Here is a 20290-nt window from a genome sequence, read left to right on the forward strand (position 1 = left end):
GGGCGGGTGCGGGGCAAGGAGCAGATGTGTCCTCTGTGGACTTGCGGGTCAGAAGTCGTGCATGAACCGGTCGAATTCGGCGTTGGCCGCCGCCCACTCCTGGGTCAGCAGTTCGGTCGGCACGCCCGCGCTCGCCTCGGCGTCGACGGTGACGACGAACCCCGGCTCGGAGATCCGGCGGCGCAGCTGCACCAGGTGCCCGCCCGCCGAACGGCCCAGCCGCTCGCCGTTGTCCTTGGACTCGATCTGCCCCGGTTGCAGGTCAGATGCGTTGAACTCCGCCATGCCCCTGTTGTAACCCATTCAGCGTGCCGCGGCACCGCAGAACGCTCCGGGTGGCTGCACTACTCCGCTGGCGCGGTGGTGACCGAGCGGAAGGTGCGGAGTCGGAGGCTGTTGGTGACGACGAAGATGCTGCTGAAGGCCATGGCGGCTCCGGCGATCATGGGGTTGAGGAGTCCGGTGGCGGCGAGGGGGAGGGCGGCGATGTTGTAGGCGAAGGCCCAGAAGAGGTTGCCCTTGATGGTGCGGAGGGTGCGGCGGGAGAGTCGGATGGCGTCGGCCGCGGTGCGCAGGTCGCCGCGGACGAGGGTGAGGTCGCTGGCTTCGATGGCGACGTCGGTGCCGGTGCCCATGGCCAGGCCGAGGTCGGCTTGGGCGAGTGCGGCGGCGTCGTTGACGCCGTCGCCGATCATGGCGACGGTGTTGCCGTCTTGTTGGAGGCGGGTGATGACGTTGGCTTTGTCTTGGGGCAGGACTTCGGCGATGACGTCGGTGATGCCGACTTCGTCGGCGACGGTGCGGGCGACGGCTTCGTTGTCGCCGGTGAGCAGGATCGGGGTCAGTCCGAGCTCCCGCAGTTGTGCGATGGCTTCGGCGGAGGTGGGTTTGATGGTGTCGGCCACCACCAGCACTCCCCGCACCCGGCCGTCCCAGCCGATCACGACCGCGGTCTTGCCTTCGCCTTCAGCCGATTCCTTGGCGGCGGCCAGTTCCGCAGGAAGCCGCAGTCCCTGCTCGGCCAACAGCGCCGAGCGACCGACGGCCACCGCACGCCCGTCGACGACCCCCTGAACGCCGAGCCCTTCGACGTTGGTGAAGTCCTCGACCGCGGGCAGCTCACCGAGGCGCTCCCGCGCGCCGCGGGCGATGGCCTGAGCGATCGGGTGCTCGGAGGCGTTCTCCAGCGCCCCGGCCAGCCGCAGCACGTCCCCATCGCTGTCATCACCGACCACGTGCGCACCGACCAGCGCCATCTGCCCGGTCGTCACGGTGCCGGTCTTGTCCAGCACGACGGTGTCGACCCGCCGGGTGGATTCCAGCACCTCCGGCCCCTTGATCAGGATGCCCAGCTGAGCGCCGCGTCCGGTGCCCACCAGCAGCGCGGTGGGCGTGGCCAGCCCGAGCGCGCACGGGCAGGCGATGATCAGCACCGCCACCGCGGCGGTGAACGCCGCCGCGGCCCCGCCGCCGCTGCCGAGCCAGAAGGCCAGCGTGGCGACCGCCAGGACGATGACGACGGGCACGAACACCGCGGAGATCCGGTCGGCGAGCCGCTGCACGGCGGCCTTGCCGCTCTGGGCCTCCTCGACCAGCTTCGCCATCTGCGCCAGCTGGGTGTCCGACCCGACCCGGGTCGCCCGCACCACCAGCCGGCCACCCGCGTTCACCGTCGCGCCCACGACGCCGTCACCCGCACCGACCTCCACCGGCACGGACTCGCCGGTGAGCATGCTCGCGTCGACCGCCGAGACGCCCTCCTCGACCACCCCGTCGGTGGCGATCTTCTCACCGGGCCGCACCACGAACCGGTCACCGACGGCGAGCTCGGCGATGGGGATCCGCACCTCACCGCCACCACGCAGGACCGCGACGTCCTTGGCACCGAGATCCAGCAGCGCCCGCAGGGCCGCACCTGCACGGCGCTTGGACCGCGCCTCGAAGTACCGCCCGGCGAGGATGAACGTCGTGACACCCGCGGCGACTTCCAGGTAGATCGCCCCGTCACCGCTCATCCGCTGGATCGTCAGCTCGAACGGGTGCGTCATACCCGGCGCACCGGCCGAACCGAACAGCAACGCGTACAGCGACCACAGGAATGCCGCCAGCGTCCCCATCGACACCAACGTGTCCATGGTCGCCGCGCCGTGGCGCAGGTTCGTCCAGGCCGCCTGGTGGAACGGCAGCGCGCCCCACAGCACCACCGGAGCGGCGAGAGCCAGCGAGATCCACTGCCAGTAGGTGAACTGCAGCGCCGGGACCATCGCCATGACGATCACCGGCACCGACAGCGCCGCCGAGACCACCAGCCGCTGCCGCAGCGCACGCGTCGGATCGTCGGCCTCCTCGGCGGCGGCCTCGGGCTCCTCCGGCGCGGGCAGGCTCGCGCCGTAGCCGGCGGCTTCGACGGTCTCCACCAGCCGTTGCGGGTCGAGGCCGTCCGGGACGCTCACGCGGGCCTTCTCCGTCGCGTAGTTCACCGTCGCCGCGACACCGTCGAGCTTGTTCAGCTTCCGCTCGATCCGCGCCGCGCACGAAGCGCAGGTCATCCCGGAGATCGCCAGTTCGAGCTGCTGCCCGGCGACGGGGCTGGTGTCGTGCACGTCGGTCATCTCCGCAGGTCACATCCTCACGAGCGGCGGTCGTGGTTCAGGAGGCGAGCTGGTACCCGGCCTCTTCGACGGCGGCGCGGACCTGGTCGACGCCGATCTCCTGGTCGCTGGTGACGGTGACCGCCCCGGTCGGCAGGTCGACCCGGACACCGGTCACGCCGTCGATCTCACCGACCTCCTCGGTCACCGAGAGCACGCAGTGCTCGCAGGTCATACCGGTCACGGTGTAGGTCGCCTCGCTCATCTGCATCCACCTCTCCACGCTGCTGCGCGCCACCGGGGCGCTTCCACACCTCCCTTTATACCCTAGGGGGGTAGGGTGATCAAATCCGCGGTCGAGGCCCACCGGAAAGGTATTCCCCGCCGGGAGAACGACGGGGCGCGGGGTGTGACGCGAGTCTCGACCGGCACTACCGGCGAGCGCGGAACGCGGTTGGCATGCTGAGCTGAGGTCGACCAGCGATCGCCGACCGGCGACGCGCAACACCGGTCCACGGAGGAAGCACCTTGAGCACCGAATCCGAGCGCCCGACGACCGGCGACGCCGAGTCGGGCAGGCACCGCCACGCCGCGCAGGAAGGCGCCGGCGTGCACCCGCTGATCGACCTGTCCCGCGACCCGCACCCGGGCGTGCCGGACCACGCGAAGCCGGACGAGGACTGAGCGACCCCGGCACCTGCGCCCGGCGCGCGGGTGCCGGCTAGGCCTCCACCCAGCCGTGCCGGACGGCCACCTGGGTGAGCTTCTGGCGCACCTGCAGGATCTGCTCCGCGGTGATCGTCGGCGAAGCGCTCAGCAGCGATTCGGTGATCAGCTCGTGGAACTCCTTGGCCGAGAGCACGTCGAAGAGCTCCTCCTCGGGCAGCTGGGCGCCGGGCTCGGCCGACCCCTGCCGCACCATCCGCACGTTCGACGCCTTCGGCCCGCGGTCGCTCTCCTCCAGGTCGAACTCCACGACCGTCCCGGGCGCGACCAGCCGCTTGTCGAAGGTCAGGTCGTTGACGTGGATGAACACGTCCTCGCCACCCACCTCGGGAGCCACGAACCCGTAACCGCGGATCTCGTCGAACCGAACGACCTTGCCCGTAACCATCAACCCGTCCCCACCTATCACCACGAACCCGCACCCCATCCGCGGGGACCGGAATTGTACCGCCCCGCACCCGGCGGGCGCCAACCAGTCCACATAGGACGGGAGCAACCGCTCGATCGGCGGATACGCCGGGCGCCGAGGCCCGACACAATGCGCTACGAACCCATCGGGATGCGGGGAGCTGCGCATGGACTCCTACGACGTCGTCGTCATCGGTGCCGGATTCGCCGGGCTCGTCGCGGCCCGCGAATTGGCGCTGCGCGGGCACGCGGTGGTGGTGCTCGAAGCCCGGGACCGCATCGGCGGGCGGACCTGGACCGACGAGCGCCTGGGGCGCCGCCTGGAGATGGGCGGCACCTGGGTGCACTGGCTGCAACCGCACGTCTGGAGCGAGATCACCCGCTACGACCTGCGGGTCGAGGCGAGCCCGGTCGCGCGGACCATCCGCTGGATCGCCGACGGCCGCGCGCACGAGACCAGCCCGGCGGAGTTCAACGCCCTGATCTCCCCCGCCATGGACCGGCTGGCAGCCGACAGCCGCAGCTGGTTCCCGCTCCCCCACGAGCCCCTGCACCGGGCCGACCTGGACCGGATCGACCACCTCTCGGTCGCCGACTACTTCGCCGGGCTCGACCTGACCCCGGCCGAGCGGGAGGTGACCACCGGCGTGTGGGCCGAGCACTTCAACGGCCCGGCGGCGGTCTCCGGGCTGACCCAGGCCATGCGCTGGTGCGCGGTCGCCTCCGGGAACTGGCAGCTGCTGCACCAGGCCACCTCGGGCCACCGGCTCACCGACGGCACCGCGGCGCTGGCCGGGGCGATCGCCGCCGACAGCGACGCCGAGCTCCGGCTCGGCTCGGTGGTCACGAGCGTCGCGCAGGACGCTGGCGGCGCGACCGTCACGACGGCCGACGGCTCGCGGTTGACCGCCCGGCAGGTGATCTGCACGCTGCCGCTCAACGTGCTGGACACCATCGACTTCCGGCCCGCGCTACCGGCGGCCAAGCTGGCCGCCAACGCCGAGCGCACCGCCTCGCAGGGGTTGAAGACCTGGATCCGGGTGCGCGGCGAGATCACCCCGTTCACCGGCTACGCGCCCGACGACCACGATCTGACCTTCGTGCACACCGAGTACACAGTGGACGGCGACACCCTGCTGGTCGCCTTCGGCACCCGCGCCGCGGATCTGGCGCCCGACGACGTCGAGGGGGTGGCCCGCGCGCTGCGGGCCTGGCGCGAGGACCTGGAGGTGCTCGGCGTCGCCGGTCACGACTGGATGTCCGATGCGTTCTCCCGCGAGACCTGGCCGATGCAGCGGCCCGGCCAGCTGACCGCGCACCTGGCCGCTCTGCAGGAACCGCACGGCGCGGTGCGCTTCGCCGGTTCGGACGTCGCCACCGGCTGGGCGGGCTTCATCGACGGCGCGATCGAAAGCGGGTTGCGGGCCTCCCGCGCCGCGCGGAGCGCTCTGCGCGGCGCGGGAGGCTGAGCTGCTCACACCCGTGGGAGCGGGATGTCGGGGCGTTCCGAGCGAGCCGGTCCGTGCTCGACGTAGTCGGCGGCGAACCGCATGCCCGCCTGGTACGCCTCGATCCGCGCGCGGCCGATCTCGGCCTCGATGTCCCCGGGGTTGAGTTCCTCGGCCAACGAACGCACCTCCGCCAGGCGACGGTTGGTCACCTCGTCCATGTCCGCTCCTGTCCTTCCGCATCGGCTCACCCCTGATCCTCGCCACTCCGGGCCGGGTTTGCACGATCGGGTGGCTGAATACGCCCGGATCAGGCCCGATACCGCACCGAGCGCGACGACCGCACTGCGCTCGGTGACCACCGGACGGTCATCCCGCGCGAATCCGGTGAGCGGGGTCGGGTCGAGCACATCGTCTCGATCAGAACCGGGTGCTTCGGCGAGGATGGGCGCCGGACCTCATCCGGCACGCCGGCACCCGCGTGCCCACGAGCAACAGAGCGATCAGTCGATGAGCAATGCCAAGGGCAGGCTGGACCTGGACGTCGTCGGGCACACCGCGTGGATCACGATCGACAACCCGGACCGCCGCAACGCCATGACCGCGAGCATGTGGCGGCAGGTCCCGGAGTTGCTGGCCGCGGTCGCCGACGATCCCGCGGCGCGCGTCGTGGTGCTGACCGGTGCCGGCGGGGCGTTCAGCGCCGGGGCGGACATCTCCGAGCTGCACGCCATCGAGGGTGCGGCGGAGAACCCGACGGTGGCCGCCGAACGCGCCCTGGTCGACTTCCCGCTGCCCACCATCGCGCTGGTCAACGGGTTGTGCATCGGTGGTGGCTGCCAGCTCGCCGCGGCCTGCGACATCCGCGTCTCGGCGGCTTCGGCGACCTTCGGCATCACCCCGGCCAAGCTCGGCATCGTCTACCCGCCGTCGAGCATCGCCCGCCTCACCGAGCTCGTCGGCCCGTCGGCGGCCAAGCTGCTGCTGTTCTCGGCGGACTTCTTCGACGCCGCGCACGCGCTGCGGATGCGCTTGGTGGACGAGGTCGTCGAGGACCCGCGGACGCGGGTGGGCGAGCTGGCGGCGACCATCGCCTCGCGCTCCCAGCTCACGGTCCGCGCGTCGAAGGAGCTCGTCGACCTCGCCCAGCGCGGACTGCCCCTCGACGAGCGGGCCGGGCAGTGGCGGCAGCGGTCGGCCGAAGCCGGTGAGAGCGCCGAGGGAATCGCCGCCTTCCTCGAACGCCGCCAACCGGACTTCCCGCACCACTGAGGTCCACATCGGACAGCGGTACCTTGGTCGCGGACCGGCGGCTACGTCGAGGGGAGTAGGCGGATGTGCGCTTCCGGGCCGACTCCGCGCGGGGCCGGATCGGCGAGAATCCAGCGCATGCGGGCATTGCGATCGTGGAGCGCGGATGCGGCACTCGCCGTGGTGATCACGCTGGTCGGGCTGGTGGGCACCACCATCGTGAACCGGTGGTCGGACACCGCGATCCGGCCGCTGGACGCGCTCGGGCTGGCCTTGGTGGCCGCCGCGGGTCTGAGCCTGGTGCTGCGCCGCAGGCAGCCCGTGATCACCGCCGGTGCGGTCGCGCTGCTGACCTCGACCTACCTGGTGCTGGGCTACACCTACGGCCCGATCATGCTGTCGCTCGTGGTGGCGGTCTACTCGCTGGCCCGGCACCGGCCGCCGTCGACCTCGGTGCCGGTCGCGCTGGGCGCGCTCGCGGTGCTGCTGGTGCACGTCTTCACCACCGGTACCGGGCTGCCGAGCCTGCTCGGGGTGATTCCGGCCTCGGCGTGGGTGGCCGTGCCGTTCGCCATCGGCAGCGTCGTGCGCGTGCAGCGCGAGGCGGTGGCGCGGGACCGGGCCGAGCAGCTGCGCCAGCGGGTCGACGACGAGCGGTTGCGCATCGCGCAGGAGGTGCACGACGTCGTCGGCCACGGGCTGGCCGCGATCAAGATGCAGGCCGATGTCGCGCTGCACGTGCTGGCGAAGAAGCCTGAGCAGGCCGAGGTGGCGCTGGAGGCGATCAGCCGGACCAGCAGCGATGCGCTCGACGAGCTGCGCGCGACGCTGGCCGTGGTGCGCCGGTCGGATGCGCAGGCGCCGGGTCTGGCACGGCTGGAGGACCTGCTGCAGCGCATGCGCGAGGCCGGGGTGGCCGTCGAGCTGAGCACCGCCGGGCAGGCCCGGCAGCTGCCACCGGTGGTCGATCTGACCGCCTACCGGATCCTGCAGGAATCGCTGACCAACGTGCTGCGCCACAGCAGCGACATGCGCGCCGAGGTGACCGTCGAGTACACCGAGGACGCCGTGGTGCTGACCGTTGCCAACCCGCTGTCCGGTCCCGTCGGCGGTGGTGGTGGACTCGGGTTGCCCGGCATGCGGCAGCGGGTCGCATCGCTGGGCGGTGAGTTCACCGCCGGTCCCGCCGCGGACCGCAGGTTCACCGTCCACGCCCGCCTGCCCACCGGAGGAACCGGATGATCTCCGTGCTGATCGTCGACGACCAGGACCTGGTGCGCATCGGGTTGCGCACCCTGATCGACAGCGAGGACGACCTGACCTGCGCCGGGGAGGCCGCCGACGGGCTGGCCGCGGTGGCCGCGGCGCGCGAGCACCGGCCGGACGTGGTCCTGATGGACGTGCGGATGGCCGGGGTCGACGGCCTCGAAGCCACCCGGCGCATCACCGCCGATCCCGAGCTCGCCGCGACCAGGGTGATCGTGCTGACCACCTTCGAGATCGACGAGTACGTCTTCAGCGCGCTGCGGGCCGGGGCCAGCGGCTTCCTGCTCAAGGACACCAAGCCGGTCGACCTGCTGCGCGCGATCCGGCTGGTCGCCGCCGGCGATGCGCTGCTCGCGCCGTCGGCCACGCGCCAGCTGGTCCGCGAGTTCGTCTCGATGCAGCCGCGCACCCGCCGCCCGCACCCCCAGCTGCACACGCTGACCGAGCGCGAGCGGGAAGTGCTCGGGCTGGTCGCCGAGGGGCTCAACAACGAGGAGATCGCCGAGCGGCTGGTGGTCAGCCCGGCCACCGCCCGCACGCACGTGAGCCGCGCGATGATCAAGCTCGGCGCGCGGGACCGGGCGCAGCTCGTCGTGTTCGCCTACCAGTCCGGCCTCGCCGACTGAGCGTCCTCATAGGACTGTTCGGTTCCGGCCTCGCGAAAACCGCTTCGCCCGTGCGGGCAAATCGGTCAGAATAGGACTGTGTTCGTCACCGTCTCCACCACGCACGAGCCTGCGACCGATCTGGGCCACCTGCTGCACAAGCATCCGGGCAAGGCGCAGGAGTTCCCCGTCGCCGGCGGGACGGCGCACGTCTTCTACCCGGTCGCCGGGCCGGAGGAGTGCACCGCCGCGCTGCTGCTGGACGTCGACCCGGTCGGTTTGGTGCGCGGCAAGCACAACGATTCCTTCGCGCTGGGCCAGTACGTCAACGACCGGCCCTACGCGGCGGGCTCGCTGCTCGCGGTGGCGCTGGGCTCGGTGTTCCGGACGGCGCTGAACGGTCGCTGCGATGCGCGGCCGGAGCTGGCCGCCACCGCGATCCCGCTGCGGATCCGGATTCCCGCGCTGCCCTGCCGCGGCGGGGCCGAGCTGGTGGCCCGGTTGTTCGAGCCGCTGGGCTGGCGGGTGGAGGCCACGCCGGTCCCGCTGGACCCGCAGCTGCCGGACGCGGGCGACTCGCGGTACGTCGACCTGCGGCTGTCCGGGGACCTGCGGCTCTCCGATGCGCTCAAGCACCTGTACGTGCTGATCCCGGTGCTCGACGACGCCAAGCACTACTGGGTCACCGGCGACGAGGTGGACAAGCTGCTGCGCGCCGGCGACGGCTGGCTGGCCGAGCACCCGGAGCGGGAGCTGATCAGCCGCCGCTACCTCGCGCACCGCAGGACCTACGTCCGCTCCGCGCTGGCACAGCTCGCCGAAACCGGCGACGCCGAGGGCGAACTGGACAACGCGCTGGCCGAACCCGTGGTCTCCGAAGCCCCCGAGGCCGATGTGCCGCTGGCCGTGCAGCGGCGCGGCAGCGTGCTCGCGGTGCTCAAAGCCAGCGGCGCGCGGCGCGTGCTGGACCTGGGTTGCGGTAGCGGAGCGCTGCTGAGCGATCTGGTGAAGGAGTCCTCGTTCACCGAGATCGTCGGCGTGGACGTCTCGGCGCGAGCCCTGGAAATGGCGGAGCGGCGGTTCGAACGGCTCCCCGAGCGCCAGCGCGAGCGGCTCGTGCTGCGGCAGTCCGCGCTGACCTACGTCGATGCCGAGCTCGCCGGTTACGACGCCGCGGTGCTGATGGAGGTCGTCGAGCACGTCGACCCGAGCAGGCTGGCGGCGCTGGAGCACGCGGTGTTCGCCGCCGCCCGGCCGCGCACCGTCGTGGTGACCACCCCGAACGTGGAGTACAACGTGCGATTCGCCAACCTGCCCGCCGGACGGTTCCGGCACCCCGACCACCGCTTCGAGTGGACCCGGGCGCAGTTCCAGGAGTGGGCGGGCGCGGTCGCCGGGCGGCACGGCTGCTCCGTCGAGCACCTGCCGGTCGGACCGGTGGACCCGCAGGTCGGTGCGCCGACGCAGCTGGCCGTGTTCACCAGGGCGGAGGTGCCGGCATGAGACTGTCCATCCCGGACATGTCGCTGGTGGTGCTGATCGGCGCCTCCGGCTCGGGCAAGTCGACGTTCGCCCGCACCCACTTCGCACCGACCCAGGTGCTCTCCAGCGACTTCTTCCGCGGCCTGGTGGCCGACGACGAGAACGACCAGTCGGCCAGCGCCGCGGCCTTCGACGCGCTGCACTACGTCGCGGGCAAGCGGCTGGAAGCCGGCCGGCTGACCGTGATCGACGCGACGAACGTGCAGCGCAGCGCGCGGTCCTCCCTGGTCGGGCTGGCCAGGAAGCACCACGTGCTGCCGGTGGCGATCGTGCTCGACCTGCCCGAGTCGGTGTGCCGGGCGCGCAACGCCGAACGCCCCGACCGCGACTTCGGGCCAGGAGTGGTGCGCAAGCACCGGGCCGATCTGCGGGGTTCGCTGAAAACGCTGCAGCGCGAGGGTTTCCGGCGGGTGCACGTGCTGCGCAGCGTCGAGGAGGTGGCGGCCGCCGGCATCGAGGTGGAGCCGCTGCTCAACGACAAGCGCGCCGAGACCGGGCCGTTCGACGTGATCGGTGACGTGCACGGTTGCCGGGCCGAGCTGGAGCAGCTGCTCGGCGAGCTGGGCTACGCCGTCGAGCGCGACGCCGAGCAGCGGGCGATCGGTGCGCGCCACCCGGAGGGCAGGCGTGCGGTGTTCGTCGGTGACCTGGTCGACCGCGGCCCGGACACTCCCGGTGTGCTGCGGCTGGTCATGGGCATGGTGGCGGCGGGCACCGCGCTGGTGGTGTGCGGCAACCACGACGACAAGCTGACGCGCGCGCTGCGCGGGCGCAACGTCAAGGTCGCGCACGGGCTCGCCGAGTCGCTGGCGCAGCTGTCGGCCGAACCGGCGGAGTTCCGCAAGCAGGTCGAGGAGTTCTGCGGCGGGCTGGTCGCGCACTACGTGCTCGACGGCGGCAAGCTCGTGGTCGCCCACGCCGGGCTGCCCGAGCGCTTCCACCGCCGGGCGTCGGCCACCGTGCGCGGTTTCGCGCTCTACGGCGAGACCACCGGGGAGACCGACGAGTTCGGGCTGCCGGTGCGCCTCCCGTGGGCCGAGGAGTACCGGGGCCGGGCGATGGTGCTCTACGGCCACACGCCGACCCCCGAAGCGGAGTGGATCAACGGCACGATGTGCCTGGACACCGGCTGCGTGTTCGGCGGCAAGCTGACCGCGCTGCGCTACCCGGAGCGGGAGGTGGTGTCGGTGCCCGCGCAGCAGGTCTGGTACGAGCCGACGCGCCCGTTCCTGCCTTCCGCCGAGCCGCGGGTGCCGCGGCGCGATCCGGGTGTGCTCGACCTCGACGACGTCGCCGGGCGGCGGAGCGTGGAAACCCGGCACCACGGGCGGATCGCGATCCAGCCCGAGCGCGCGGCCGCGGCGCTGGAGGTGATGAGCCGGTTCGCGATCGACCCGCGGTGGCTGCTGTACCTGCCGCCGACGATGTCGCCGGTCGCCACCTCGAAGCGGCCCGATGTGCTGGAGCACCCGGAGGAGGCGTTCGCCGGCTACCGCGCGGCCGGGGTGCAGGAGGTGCTGTGCGAGGAGAAGCACATGGGCTCCCGCGCGGTCGTCCTGGTCCGCCGGGACGATTCGGCGGGGCGGTTCGGCATCGAGGGGCCCGGAGCGGTGCACACCCGGACCGGGCGGCCGTTCTTCGCCGCCGAGCAGGAGTCGCAGCTGCTCGCCGGAGTGCGCGCAGCGGTGACCTCGGCCGGGCTGTGGGACGAGCTGGAGAGCGACTGGCTGCTGCTGGACGCCGAGCTGATGCCGTGGAGCGCCAAGGCCGGTGCGCTGATCACCGAGCAGTACGCCGCGGTCGGGGCCGCTGCCGAAGCGGCGCTGCCGCCCGCGCTCGATGCGCTGACCGCTGCGACCGAGCGAGGTGTCGACGTGTCGGCCCTGCTGGCGAAGACCAGCGCCCGGGCGGACAACGCCAGCGCCTACCGGGACGCCTACCGCCGCTACTGCTGGCCCACCGAGGGCTTGCGCGGTGTGCGGCTGGCGCCGTTCCAGCTGCTGGCCACCGAGGGCCGGACCTACCACGACCGCGAGCACGGCTGGCACCTCGCGCTGGCCGACCGGCTGGTGCAGGCCGACCCGGAGCTGTTCGCCACGACCCGCCGCTTCGCGGTGGACACCACCGATCCGGCCTCCACCGCCGCAGGCACCGCCTGGTGGGAGGAGCTGACCGGAACCGGGGGTGAGGGCGTGGTCGTCAAACCGGCGGGCAACCTCACCAGGGGCAAGCGCGGTCTCGTGCAGCCGGGTGTGAAGGTGCGCGGGCGGGAGTACCTGCGGATCATCTACGGCCCCGACTACACCGAGCGGGCCAACCTCGACCGGCTGCGGCAGCGGGGCCTGGGCCGCAAGCGCGGCTTGGCGAGCCGCGAGTACGCCCTCGGGCTGGAAGCGCTGGAGCGGCTGGCCCGCGGTGAACCGCTGTGGCGGGTGCACGAGTGCGTCTTCGCGGTGCTGGCCCTGGAATCCGAGCCGGTGGATCCGCGGTTGTAGCGGCTCAGCGCAGGTCGCGCAGCAGGCGTTTGAGGATCTTGCCGGAGGGGTTGCGCGGCAGGTCGGTGCGGAACTCGACCTGCCGCGGCCGCTTGTAGTTGGCCAGGCGGTCCCGGCAGTGCGCCAGGACCTGCTCGGCGGACAGTTCCGCGCTGCCGACGACGAACGCCTTGCCGACCTCGCCGAGGCGTTCGTCGGGCACGCCCACCACGGCGACCTCCACGACGCCCTCCAGCCGGGCCAGCACCTGCTCGATCTCGGCCGGGTAGACGTTGAAGCCGCCGCAGATGTACATGTCCTTGAGGCGGTCGGTGATGGTCAGGTAGCCGCGCTCGTCCAGCGTTCCGACGTCGCCGGTGCGCAGCCAGCCGCCGGGGCCGATGGCCTGCTCGGTGGCCGCTTCGTCGTCGAGGTAGCCCAGCATGATGTTGTCCCCGCGCACCTGGACCTCCCCCGCCTCACCGGCGGGTTTCGCGGTGCCGTCCGGGCCGGCGATCCGGATCTCGAGGCCGGCCGCGGCGCGCCCGCAGGTGCGGGCCACGGTCTCGTCGTCGTCCTCCGGCCGGCACATCGTCGCCACGACCGCCTCGGTCAGCCCGTAGGCGGTGAGCACGGTGTCGAAGCTCAGCTCCCGCTGCATCCGCTCCACCAGCACCACCGGGACGGTGGCCGCACCGGTCACCGCCAGTCGCAGGCTCGACAGGTCGTGGTTGCCGCGGTCGGCGTGGTCGAGCATCGACTGGTAGATGGTCGGCGGCCCGGGCAGCACCGTGATCCGGTCGGACTCGACGCGCCGGAGCACCTCGGCGACGTCGAAGGTCGGTTGCGGCAGCAGCGCCGCGCCGCTGAGCAGGCAGGCCAGGATCCCGGCCTTGTACCCGAAGCTGTGGAAGAACGGGTTGATCACCAGGTAGCGGTCATCGCTGGTCAGCACGCCGTGCTCGACCCAGGTCCGCGCGACGCCGAGCGCCTGGCGGTGCGCGCTCATCGCGCCCTTGCTCCGCCCGGTCGTGCCCGAGGTGAACAGGATGTCGCTGACGTCGTCGGGCGTGACCGCGGCCGCCGTCTCATCGGCCCGCTCCGGCGGCACCGCGGCCGCCAGCTCGTCGAGGTCGCTCCAGCGGCGGGTGCCCGGCACCGGCTCCAGCTCGCCTTCGACCGGGATGCGGATGGTGGTGCGCAGCTGGTCGACCGGTCCGCCGTTGGCGGCGCGGATCTGCGCCAGCCGGTCGGTGCCCAGGAACTCCCCGGTGATCACCAGTGCCCGGGCCCGCGAGCGGCGGATCACCTCGAGGCTCTCGGCTCCGGTGAACCGGGTGTTGACCGGTACCAGCGTTGCGCCCGCGTACTGCGCGCCGAGCGCGGCCAGCACCCAGTGGTGGGTGTTGGGCGAGCACAGCGCGACCCGGTCGCCGGGCCGGATGCCTTCGGCGATGAGCGCACGCGCCACGGTCCGCACCCGTTCCAGCAGGTGCGCGAAGTCGAGCCGGACCGGCCCGTCGAACACCGCGGTCGAATCCGGGAAGCGCTGCGCGGCAACGGCGACCGCCGCGGGAATGGTGAACGGCTCGCTGCCGGGCACGGGACCACCTCCAAGCAAGTGCTTGGTAAGCTAACCTCCCGAGCGCTTGCTTGGCCAGAGGCGGCGGCCGATTTCCGCGCCGAACGCCCTACTGGCCGATCGGGACGTAGTCGGACCAGGCGGTATCGCTGAGCTTGACCTTGGCGTCCCAGAGCTCGACCTTGAAGCGCACCCGGCCCTTCTCGCTCAGGTCGAAGTTGCAGTCGACCGGATCACCCTTGGAGTTGGTGTCCTTGCACTCCACCACCCGGCCGTAGTCGGTCTCGGCGACCGTCTTGATCCACATGCCGTCCTTGTTGGAGTCGTGCGCGAAGACGTGGTCACCGATCGCCTCGAAGCAGCCGGTGCCGCGCACCTCGCCCTGGTAGCGGATCGACTGGCACCACTTGGTCTGCTTCGGCTCGGCGGGCTTGGTCTCCGGGTCCCCGCCCGGCTCGGTCTCCTCGAACACCGGTTGATCCACCGGCGGGAGCTCGGACGGCGGGGCCTCGGTGGGCGGCGCGGTCGTCTCGCCCGTCCCGCTCAGCGACGTCGGGGCCTCGACCGGGACGGCCCGGCCCGGTTCGGTGCGCATCGTGGTGGCGAAGGCGACCGCGCCCGCCACCACGACCAACGCCCCCACCCCCGCGGCGACGTACGGCCAGCGGGCCCGGCGGCTCGGTGCCGCGGGCGGCATCACGAACGCGGCGGGCATCGCGGTCACGCTGGTCAGCGCCTGGCGGGCGGCCCGGGCCAGCTCGCCGGCGCTGGCGTAGCGGTCGGCCGGGTTCTTCGCCATGCCGCGGGCGACGATGTGGTCGAACTCGCGCGGGATGTCCCCGCGGGCGGCCGTGGGCAGCGGCGGCTGGTGGTTGAGGTGCGCGTTGATCAGCGAGGCCGCCGTCTCGCCCTCGAACGGCTTGCCCCCGGTCAGGCACTGGTAGAGCACGCAGGCCAGCGAGTACACGTCCACCCGGTGGTCCACCGGGCCGTCGTCGAAGCGCTCCGGGGCCATGTAGGCCAGGGTGCCCACGGTGTAACCGGTGGAGGTCAGGCTCGCCGAGGCCCGCAGCGACGCGGCGATGCCGAAGTCGACGAGGTAGGCGAAGCCGTTCTCGCCGACCAGGATGTTGGACGGCTTGACGTCGCGGTGCACCAGGCCTTCGGCGTGCGCGGCGTCCAGCGCCTGCGCGATCTGCTCCAGGACGATCACCGCGTCGGCCGGGCGCATGGGACCGTTGGCCGCCAGCAGCGAGCCGACGTCGCTGCCCTCCACCAGCCGCATGTCCAGGTAGAGGCGGCCGTCGATCTCGCCGTAGGCGTGGATCGGGATGACGTGCGGCTCGCGCAGCCGGCCCGCCGCGTGCGCCTCCTGCTTGAACCGGTCGCGGAACTCCTCGTCGGCTGCGAGGTTCGCCGCCAGCAGCTTGAGGGCGACCACGCGGTCGTGACGGGTGTCGTAGGCGCGCAGGATCTCTCCCATGCCACCCCGCGCGATCAATCCCTCCACGCGGTACGGGCCGAACTGCCACTTCACGGTGCGCAACTCCTCTGACCGACGTCCGGGTCATCCTATTGGGCGACGTACGGCCCGCGGAACGCCCCGAAGTCCGGGCGATCCGGCCACCGACGGTGAACATTCCACTACGAAACCACCGCCCCCGCTTCATTCGCCGCACCGGGCCTGCTAGAAGAAGTGGATCATGCTGTGAGGCCCCGGCTGCGGAAAGGACGAGTCCCCGATGTCGACCGACACGACGGACGCACGCAAGATCGATCGCGGCGAGGAGCTGGGCGGCTGCCCGGTCAGCCGGGGCGCCGACGGGGTCTGGCTGGTCCGCGGCCACGCCGCCGCGCGCGCCGCGCTGCGCAGCACCGACACCGTCCAGGCGGGTCTCGGCGTGGAGACCGTCGAGAAGATGCCCGGCAAGATCCGCCGCCCGGTGCTCTACCGGGACGGACCCGAGCACCGCGAGCACCGGCGGCAGACCGCCAAGTACTTCACGCCGCGCCGGGTCGACGAGGCCTACCGGGGCATCATGGAGCGGGTCAGCGACGAGCAGCTGGACAAGCTCCGCCACCAGGGCCACGCGCGGCTGTCGGAGCTGAGCTTCGCCCTGTCCATCGACGTGGCGTGCGCGGTGATCGGGCTGACCGAGAGCCGCCCCGGCCTGGCCCAGCGGTTGGAGCGGTTCTTCCCGGAGGAGTTCGGCGAACCGGGTTTCACCAGCATCAACGGCCTGTACTGGGTGTGGCGGCAGGCCCGGAACTGGTCGAGCATCTTCCTCAACGACGTCCGCCCGGCGGTGCGCGCGCGGCGCGCGCAGCGGCGCGACGACCTGATCTCGCACCTGCTCGACGAGGGCTGCTCGGCGGCGGAGATCCTCGGCGAGTGCATCACCTTCGCCGCCGCGGGCATGATCACCACGCGGGAGTTCATCAACCTCTCGGCCTGGCACCTGTTCACCGATGACGCGCTGCGCGAGCGCTACCAGGCCGCCGAGGAGCCCGAGCGGATCGCGATCCTGCACGAACTGCTGCGGCTGGAACCGGTGGTCGGGCACCTCAAGCGGCGCGCCACCGCGCCCGTCGAGCTGCCCGGCGAGGACGGCGAGACGGTCACCGTCCCGGCCGGCGAGGTGATCGACGTCCAGGTCAGCGCCACCAACACCGATCAGCGCGCGGTCGGCGAGCAGCCGCTGGCCGTGTGCCCCGCGCGCCCGCTCACCGACGCCACCGCCCCGGGGATGTCCTTCGGGGACGGCGCGCACAAGTGCCCGGGCTCGAACGTCGCGATCCTGGAGACCGACGTCTTCCTCAGCAAGCTGTTCGCGCTGCCCGGGGTCGGGATGCGGACGCCGCCGCGGGTCTCCATGAACGAGGCGATCGGCGGCTACGAGCTCCGCGACATGGTCGTCGAACTCCAGTGAGCAACTGGGCCGAGGGGCACCCGGTGCGGGTGCCCCTCGACCGCGTCAGGACTCTGGAGTCTCGTCGTCCGGGACCGCGATGGGGCGCAGCCGGGCCCAGGCGACGAACGCCGCGGCGAAGACGAGCATCCCGACGCCCGCCCACAGGTTGATGTTGACCCCGGCGGACTTCTCCACCGCTTCCGCGCTGGAGGTCGCACCGACGACGACGAGCACCGCGCCGTAGATGGCGAACAGCAGCGCGATCACCGTTCGGATGTCGAAAGCGCCCGCAGTGGGCTTGTTTTTCACCATTGTCGCTTCCTCGGTCAGGCGAAGATGATGTTGAGGGCGATGACCAGGACCAGGGCGATACCGGCCAGCAGTCCGGGCCGCCGGTACCAGCCGGCGTCCTCACCGCTGGTGGCCGCCTGCCGCGCCGACCGCGGCGTCAGCGAATACACCAGACCCGCCAGCTCGGCCTCCGGCTTCGGCCGCGTCACCAGGCTGACCACCACGCTCACGACGATGTCGACCACGAACGCCACACCCGCGCCCACGAAACTCGCGCCCTGACCCGGCAGGTCCAGCACCCCGGTCTCGGCCATCGCGAACACCACCACCGCCGACACCGTGCCCACAACCAGACCCGCCCACCCGGCGTGCGGAGTCATCCGCTTCCAGAACATCCCCAGGATGAACGTCGCGAACAACGGCGCGTTGAAGAACGAGAACAACTGCTGCAGATAATCCATCAGGTTCGCATAACCCGACGCGATGAACGCCGTCCCGACCGCCGCCACCGTCGCCCCGACGGTCACCCACCGCCCCATGTTCAGGTAATACCGGTCATCCCGGTCCCGCACCACGTAGGACTGCCAGATGTCGTAGGTGAACACCGTGTTGAACGACGACAGGTTCGCCGCCATCCCCGCCATGAACGACGCCAGCAACCCCGCCAGCGCGATCCCCAGAATCCCGTTCGGCAGCAGATCCCGCATCAACAACAAGATCGCATCGTTGTAGCTGACCCCCGCACCCTCCGGCGCACCCGCCTGCTTGTACGCGCCCAGCTCCGGAATCACCACCGCCGCGATCATCCCCGGAATGATCACGATGAACGGGATGAACATCTTCGGAAACGCCCCGATGATCGGCGTCCGCTGCGCCGCCGACATGCTCTTCGAAGCCATCGCCCGCTGCACCTCGACGAAATTCGTCGTCCAATACCCGAACGACAGCACGAACCCCAGCCCGAACACCAACCCCACCACGCTCCACACCGGATCGGCGAACCCCGTCAACTCCGTACCCGGCCACGCCGACAGCTGCTCCGCACCACCCGGCCCCGCCGAGATCTTGTCCACCAACCCCTGAACCCCACCGACCTTCACCAACCCCACGATCGTCAACGGCAACAACGCCGCCACGATCACGAAGAACTGCAACACCTCGTTGTAGATCGCCGCCGACAACCCGCCCAACGCCGTGTAGGACAACACGATCGCCGCCGCGCACAACACCGACACCCACAACGGCCACCCCAGCAACGCATTCACGATGCTGGCCAGCAAGAACAGGTTCACCCCCGCGATCAACACCTGCGCCACCGCGAACGACACACCATTCACCAAATGCGCCGCACGACCGAACCGCCGCAACATGAACTCCGGAACACTACGAACCTTCGACCCGTAGTAGAACGGCATCATCACCACACCCAAAAACAGCATGGCAGGCACCGCACCAACCCAGAAATAATGCATCGTCGGCATACCGTACTGCGCACCATTGGCCGACATACCAATGATCTCGATCGCACCCAGATTAGCCGAGATGAACGCCAACCCCGTCACCCACGCAGGCAACGCCCGACCCGACAAGAAAAAATCCAGACTCGTCGACACCGCACGCCGCGCCACATAACCAATACCCAGCACAAACACGAAGTACAACGCCAACAACACATAATCAACGGCATTCGCGTCCAACAGCCGACCCTGGGCCAGCACCGACGCGCCCGCCCATCCCTGAGCGTCCACAGTGGTCCCTCTTTCCAGCGCGATGACGGCACTGCGCCCGGAGGCCCGGACCCGGCCCCCGACCAGCACCGTGCGCAATATGTTGTCCGCGGCAACATACCACCGCCGAACAGCTCCGAGAAGCTTGCTGAATCGATCAATCAACCCCGCCGTGACCGCATCGCAATGCAACGTTTTCACGTGCGGTGCAACGACATTCCGCCGAACGGATCAGCGGCTGGCGAGCACCTGCTCGAAGGCCAGCTCGGCCGCGCCCAGCAGCTTGCCGTCGCCGCCCAGCGAGGAGGTGACGAGCTTGGTGCCGCCCATCGCGCGGCTGACCAGGCTGCGCTCCGCGAGCAGCCCGCCGACGTGGTCGAGCAGCGTGCGCGGCAGCGCGGTGAAGAGGTCACCCAGAACCACGAGCTGCGGGCTCAGAAGGTTCACCACGTTGCACAACCCGATGGTCAGCCACTCGGCGAACTCGCCCAGCCGCTTCAGCACCTCGTCCGGTTCCTGCGCCAGCGCGTGCAGTTCGGCGACGATCACGCCGCGCGCCGCGCCCTCCGGCAGCTCCAGCGCCCGGCTCAGCGCCCGCTCCCCCACCTCGGTCTCCCAGCAGCCCCGGCTCCCGCAGTAGCACTCGAGACCACCGGGCCGCACCACCATGTGCCCGAGCTCGCCGACGTAGCCGCCGCTTCCGCGCAGCGGCAGGCCGTCGGAGATCACGCCACCTCCGACCCCGACACCGGCGCTGACGAAGACCGCGTCCGTCGCGCCGCGAGCCGCGCCCCGCAGGTGTTCGGCGAGCACGCCGAGCTCGGCGTCGTTGCCGACCTCCACCCGCCTGCCGCCCAGCGCCTCGGACAACCACTGCCCCAGCGGCACGTCGCTCCAGTGCAGGTTCGGGGCCTCGCGCACCATGCCGTCCGCGCGCCGCACCACGCCGGGCGCCGAGACCCCGACCGCGGCGATCGCGACACCGGCCTCCTCGACGAGCACCGCGCTGCTGTCCACGATGCGGGTGAAGACCTCGCCGGGCGTGCGGGTTTCCGGGCGCAGGCTCCAGCTGCACCGGTTGAGGATCTCCCCGCCGAGCCCGATCAGCGCCATCGACACCTGCTCGACCCGCACGTCCACGGCCAGCGCCACCGCGGCGTGCGGCTGCGGCAGCACCAGCAGCGACGGCCGTCCCGCGCCGCTGCGCTGGGCGGGCAGCCGCTCGACCACCAGACCGTCGCCGACCAGCTCGTCGACCAGCGCCTTGATGGTGCTGCGGTTGAGACCCATCTCGGCGGCCAGCGCGGCCCTGGTGCACGGACCGCTGATGTGCAGCCGGCGCAGCAGCACGGCCCGGTTGTGCTGGCGCACCTCATCGGGCCGCGCTCCCGCGGTTGGCGTCGTACTCACCTGGGCTGCGTCCTCCGCCTGTTCTGGGTCACCGTCCGGGAAAAGCTCTAGCACAAC

General features: G+C 71.4%; 18 protein-coding genes. 8 read left to right on the forward strand and 10 right to left on the reverse strand.

Going from position 1 to position 20290, the window contains the following annotated elements; genetic code table 11:
* Window positions 1-48: 48 nt before the first annotated feature.
* From OU416_RS16130 to OU416_RS16140, 3 genes are read right to left on the reverse strand one after another with little or no spacing between them, the layout of a single operon-like run.
* Window positions 49-285, reverse strand: a complete 237-nt coding sequence (locus OU416_RS16130) for a hypothetical protein (protein WP_270927781.1) — start codon at window positions 283-285, stop codon at window positions 49-51.
* A 59-nt stretch (window positions 286-344) separates the two neighbouring features.
* The gene (locus tag OU416_RS16135) at window positions 345-2612 is read right to left on the reverse strand and encodes a heavy metal translocating P-type ATPase (protein ID WP_270927782.1); all 2268 of its coding nucleotides are present in this window, start codon (window positions 2610-2612) and stop codon (window positions 345-347) included.
* A gap of 37 nt (window positions 2613-2649) precedes the next feature.
* On the reverse strand, window positions 2650-2856 hold the full coding sequence (locus OU416_RS16140) for a heavy-metal-associated domain-containing protein (RefSeq protein WP_093161087.1): 207 nt from the start codon (window positions 2854-2856) through the stop codon (window positions 2650-2652).
* 263 nt (window positions 2857-3119) lie between these two features.
* Here OU416_RS16140 and OU416_RS16145 point away from each other — a divergent pair, with 263 nt between their 5' ends.
* Window positions 3120-3275, forward strand: coding sequence for a hypothetical protein (locus OU416_RS16145; protein WP_093161061.1), 156 nt, complete (start codon window positions 3120-3122; stop codon window positions 3273-3275).
* A 37-nt stretch (window positions 3276-3312) separates the two neighbouring features.
* On the opposite strand, the gene OU416_RS16150 is transcribed toward OU416_RS16145, so the two are convergent.
* The gene (locus OU416_RS16150) at window positions 3313-3705 is read right to left on the reverse strand and encodes a cold-shock protein (protein WP_270927784.1); all 393 of its coding nucleotides are present in this window, start codon (window positions 3703-3705) and stop codon (window positions 3313-3315) included.
* 187 nt (window positions 3706-3892) lie between these two features.
* On the opposite strand from OU416_RS16150, the gene OU416_RS16155 reads away from it, so the two are divergent.
* Window positions 3893-5194, forward strand: a complete 1302-nt coding sequence (locus OU416_RS16155; RefSeq protein ID WP_270927785.1) for a flavin monoamine oxidase family protein — start codon at window positions 3893-3895, stop codon at window positions 5192-5194.
* 5 nt (window positions 5195-5199) lie between these two features.
* On the opposite strand, the gene OU416_RS16160 is transcribed toward OU416_RS16155, so the two are convergent.
* A complete protein-coding gene (locus OU416_RS16160) occupies window positions 5200-5394 on the reverse strand; it encodes a hypothetical protein (protein ID WP_093161066.1) in 195 nt (64 codons plus the stop codon).
* A 289-nt stretch (window positions 5395-5683) separates the two neighbouring features.
* Between OU416_RS16160 and OU416_RS16165 the strand changes: the two genes are divergently transcribed.
* The 5 genes from OU416_RS16165 to OU416_RS16185 all read left to right on the forward strand — a co-directional run bounded on the left by OU416_RS16165 (window position 5684) and on the right by OU416_RS16185 (window position 12332).
* The gene (locus tag OU416_RS16165) at window positions 5684-6445 is read left to right on the forward strand and encodes an enoyl-CoA hydratase/isomerase family protein (RefSeq protein WP_270927786.1); all 762 of its coding nucleotides are present in this window, start codon (window positions 5684-5686) and stop codon (window positions 6443-6445) included.
* A 117-nt stretch (window positions 6446-6562) separates the two neighbouring features.
* The gene (locus OU416_RS16170) at window positions 6563-7666 is read left to right on the forward strand and encodes a sensor histidine kinase (RefSeq protein WP_270927787.1); all 1104 of its coding nucleotides are present in this window, start codon (window positions 6563-6565) and stop codon (window positions 7664-7666) included.
* On the forward strand, window positions 7663-8316 hold the full coding sequence (locus tag OU416_RS16175; RefSeq protein WP_270927788.1) for a response regulator: 654 nt from the start codon (window positions 7663-7665) through the stop codon (window positions 8314-8316). Before OU416_RS16170 ends, OU416_RS16175 begins: the two co-directional genes overlap by 4 nt.
* Before the next feature lie 78 nt (window positions 8317-8394).
* Complete coding sequence (locus OU416_RS16180) at window positions 8395-9798, forward strand: 3' terminal RNA ribose 2'-O-methyltransferase Hen1 (protein WP_270927789.1); 1404 nt, start codon at window positions 8395-8397, stop codon at window positions 9796-9798.
* Window positions 9795-12332, forward strand: coding sequence for a polynucleotide kinase-phosphatase (locus tag OU416_RS16185; RefSeq protein ID WP_270927790.1), 2538 nt, complete (start codon window positions 9795-9797; stop codon window positions 12330-12332). The genes OU416_RS16180 and OU416_RS16185 overlap by 4 nt, the downstream gene beginning before the upstream one ends.
* A gap of 4 nt (window positions 12333-12336) precedes the next feature.
* Here the strand turns inward: OU416_RS16185 and OU416_RS16190 are convergent, their stop codons facing one another.
* Both OU416_RS16190 and OU416_RS16195 read right to left on the reverse strand, forming a co-directional pair.
* A complete protein-coding gene (locus OU416_RS16190) occupies window positions 12337-13914 on the reverse strand; it encodes a FadD3 family acyl-CoA ligase (protein ID WP_270927791.1) in 1578 nt (525 codons plus the stop codon).
* Window positions 13915-14002: 88 nt separating this feature from the next.
* On the reverse strand, window positions 14003-15430 hold the full coding sequence (locus tag OU416_RS16195) for a serine/threonine-protein kinase (RefSeq protein WP_270927792.1): 1428 nt from the start codon (window positions 15428-15430) through the stop codon (window positions 14003-14005).
* A gap of 205 nt (window positions 15431-15635) precedes the next feature.
* On the opposite strand from OU416_RS16195, the gene OU416_RS16200 reads away from it, so the two are divergent.
* A complete protein-coding gene (locus OU416_RS16200; protein WP_270927793.1) occupies window positions 15636-16823 on the forward strand; it encodes a cytochrome P450 in 1188 nt (395 codons plus the stop codon).
* Window positions 16824-16868: 45 nt separating this feature from the next.
* Here the strand turns inward: OU416_RS16200 and OU416_RS16205 are convergent, their stop codons facing one another.
* The 3 genes from OU416_RS16205 to OU416_RS16215 form a co-directional block, all read right to left on the reverse strand.
* The gene (locus OU416_RS16205; RefSeq protein ID WP_270927794.1) at window positions 16869-17117 is read right to left on the reverse strand and encodes a hypothetical protein; all 249 of its coding nucleotides are present in this window, start codon (window positions 17115-17117) and stop codon (window positions 16869-16871) included.
* Window positions 17118-17131: 14 nt separating this feature from the next.
* Complete coding sequence (locus tag OU416_RS16210) at window positions 17132-18814, reverse strand: sodium:solute symporter family protein (RefSeq protein ID WP_270927951.1); 1683 nt, start codon at window positions 18812-18814, stop codon at window positions 17132-17134.
* A 240-nt stretch (window positions 18815-19054) separates the two neighbouring features.
* Window positions 19055-20233: an ROK family transcriptional regulator gene (locus OU416_RS16215; protein ID WP_270927795.1), complete on the reverse strand. Its 1179-nt coding sequence runs from the start codon at window positions 20231-20233 to the stop codon at window positions 19055-19057.
* Between the last annotated feature and the right edge of the window lie 57 nt (window positions 20234-20290).

It is taken from the genome of Saccharopolyspora indica, assembly GCF_027853965.1.
Classification (GTDB): domain Bacteria; phylum Actinomycetota; class Actinomycetes; order Mycobacteriales; family Pseudonocardiaceae; genus Saccharopolyspora; species Saccharopolyspora indica.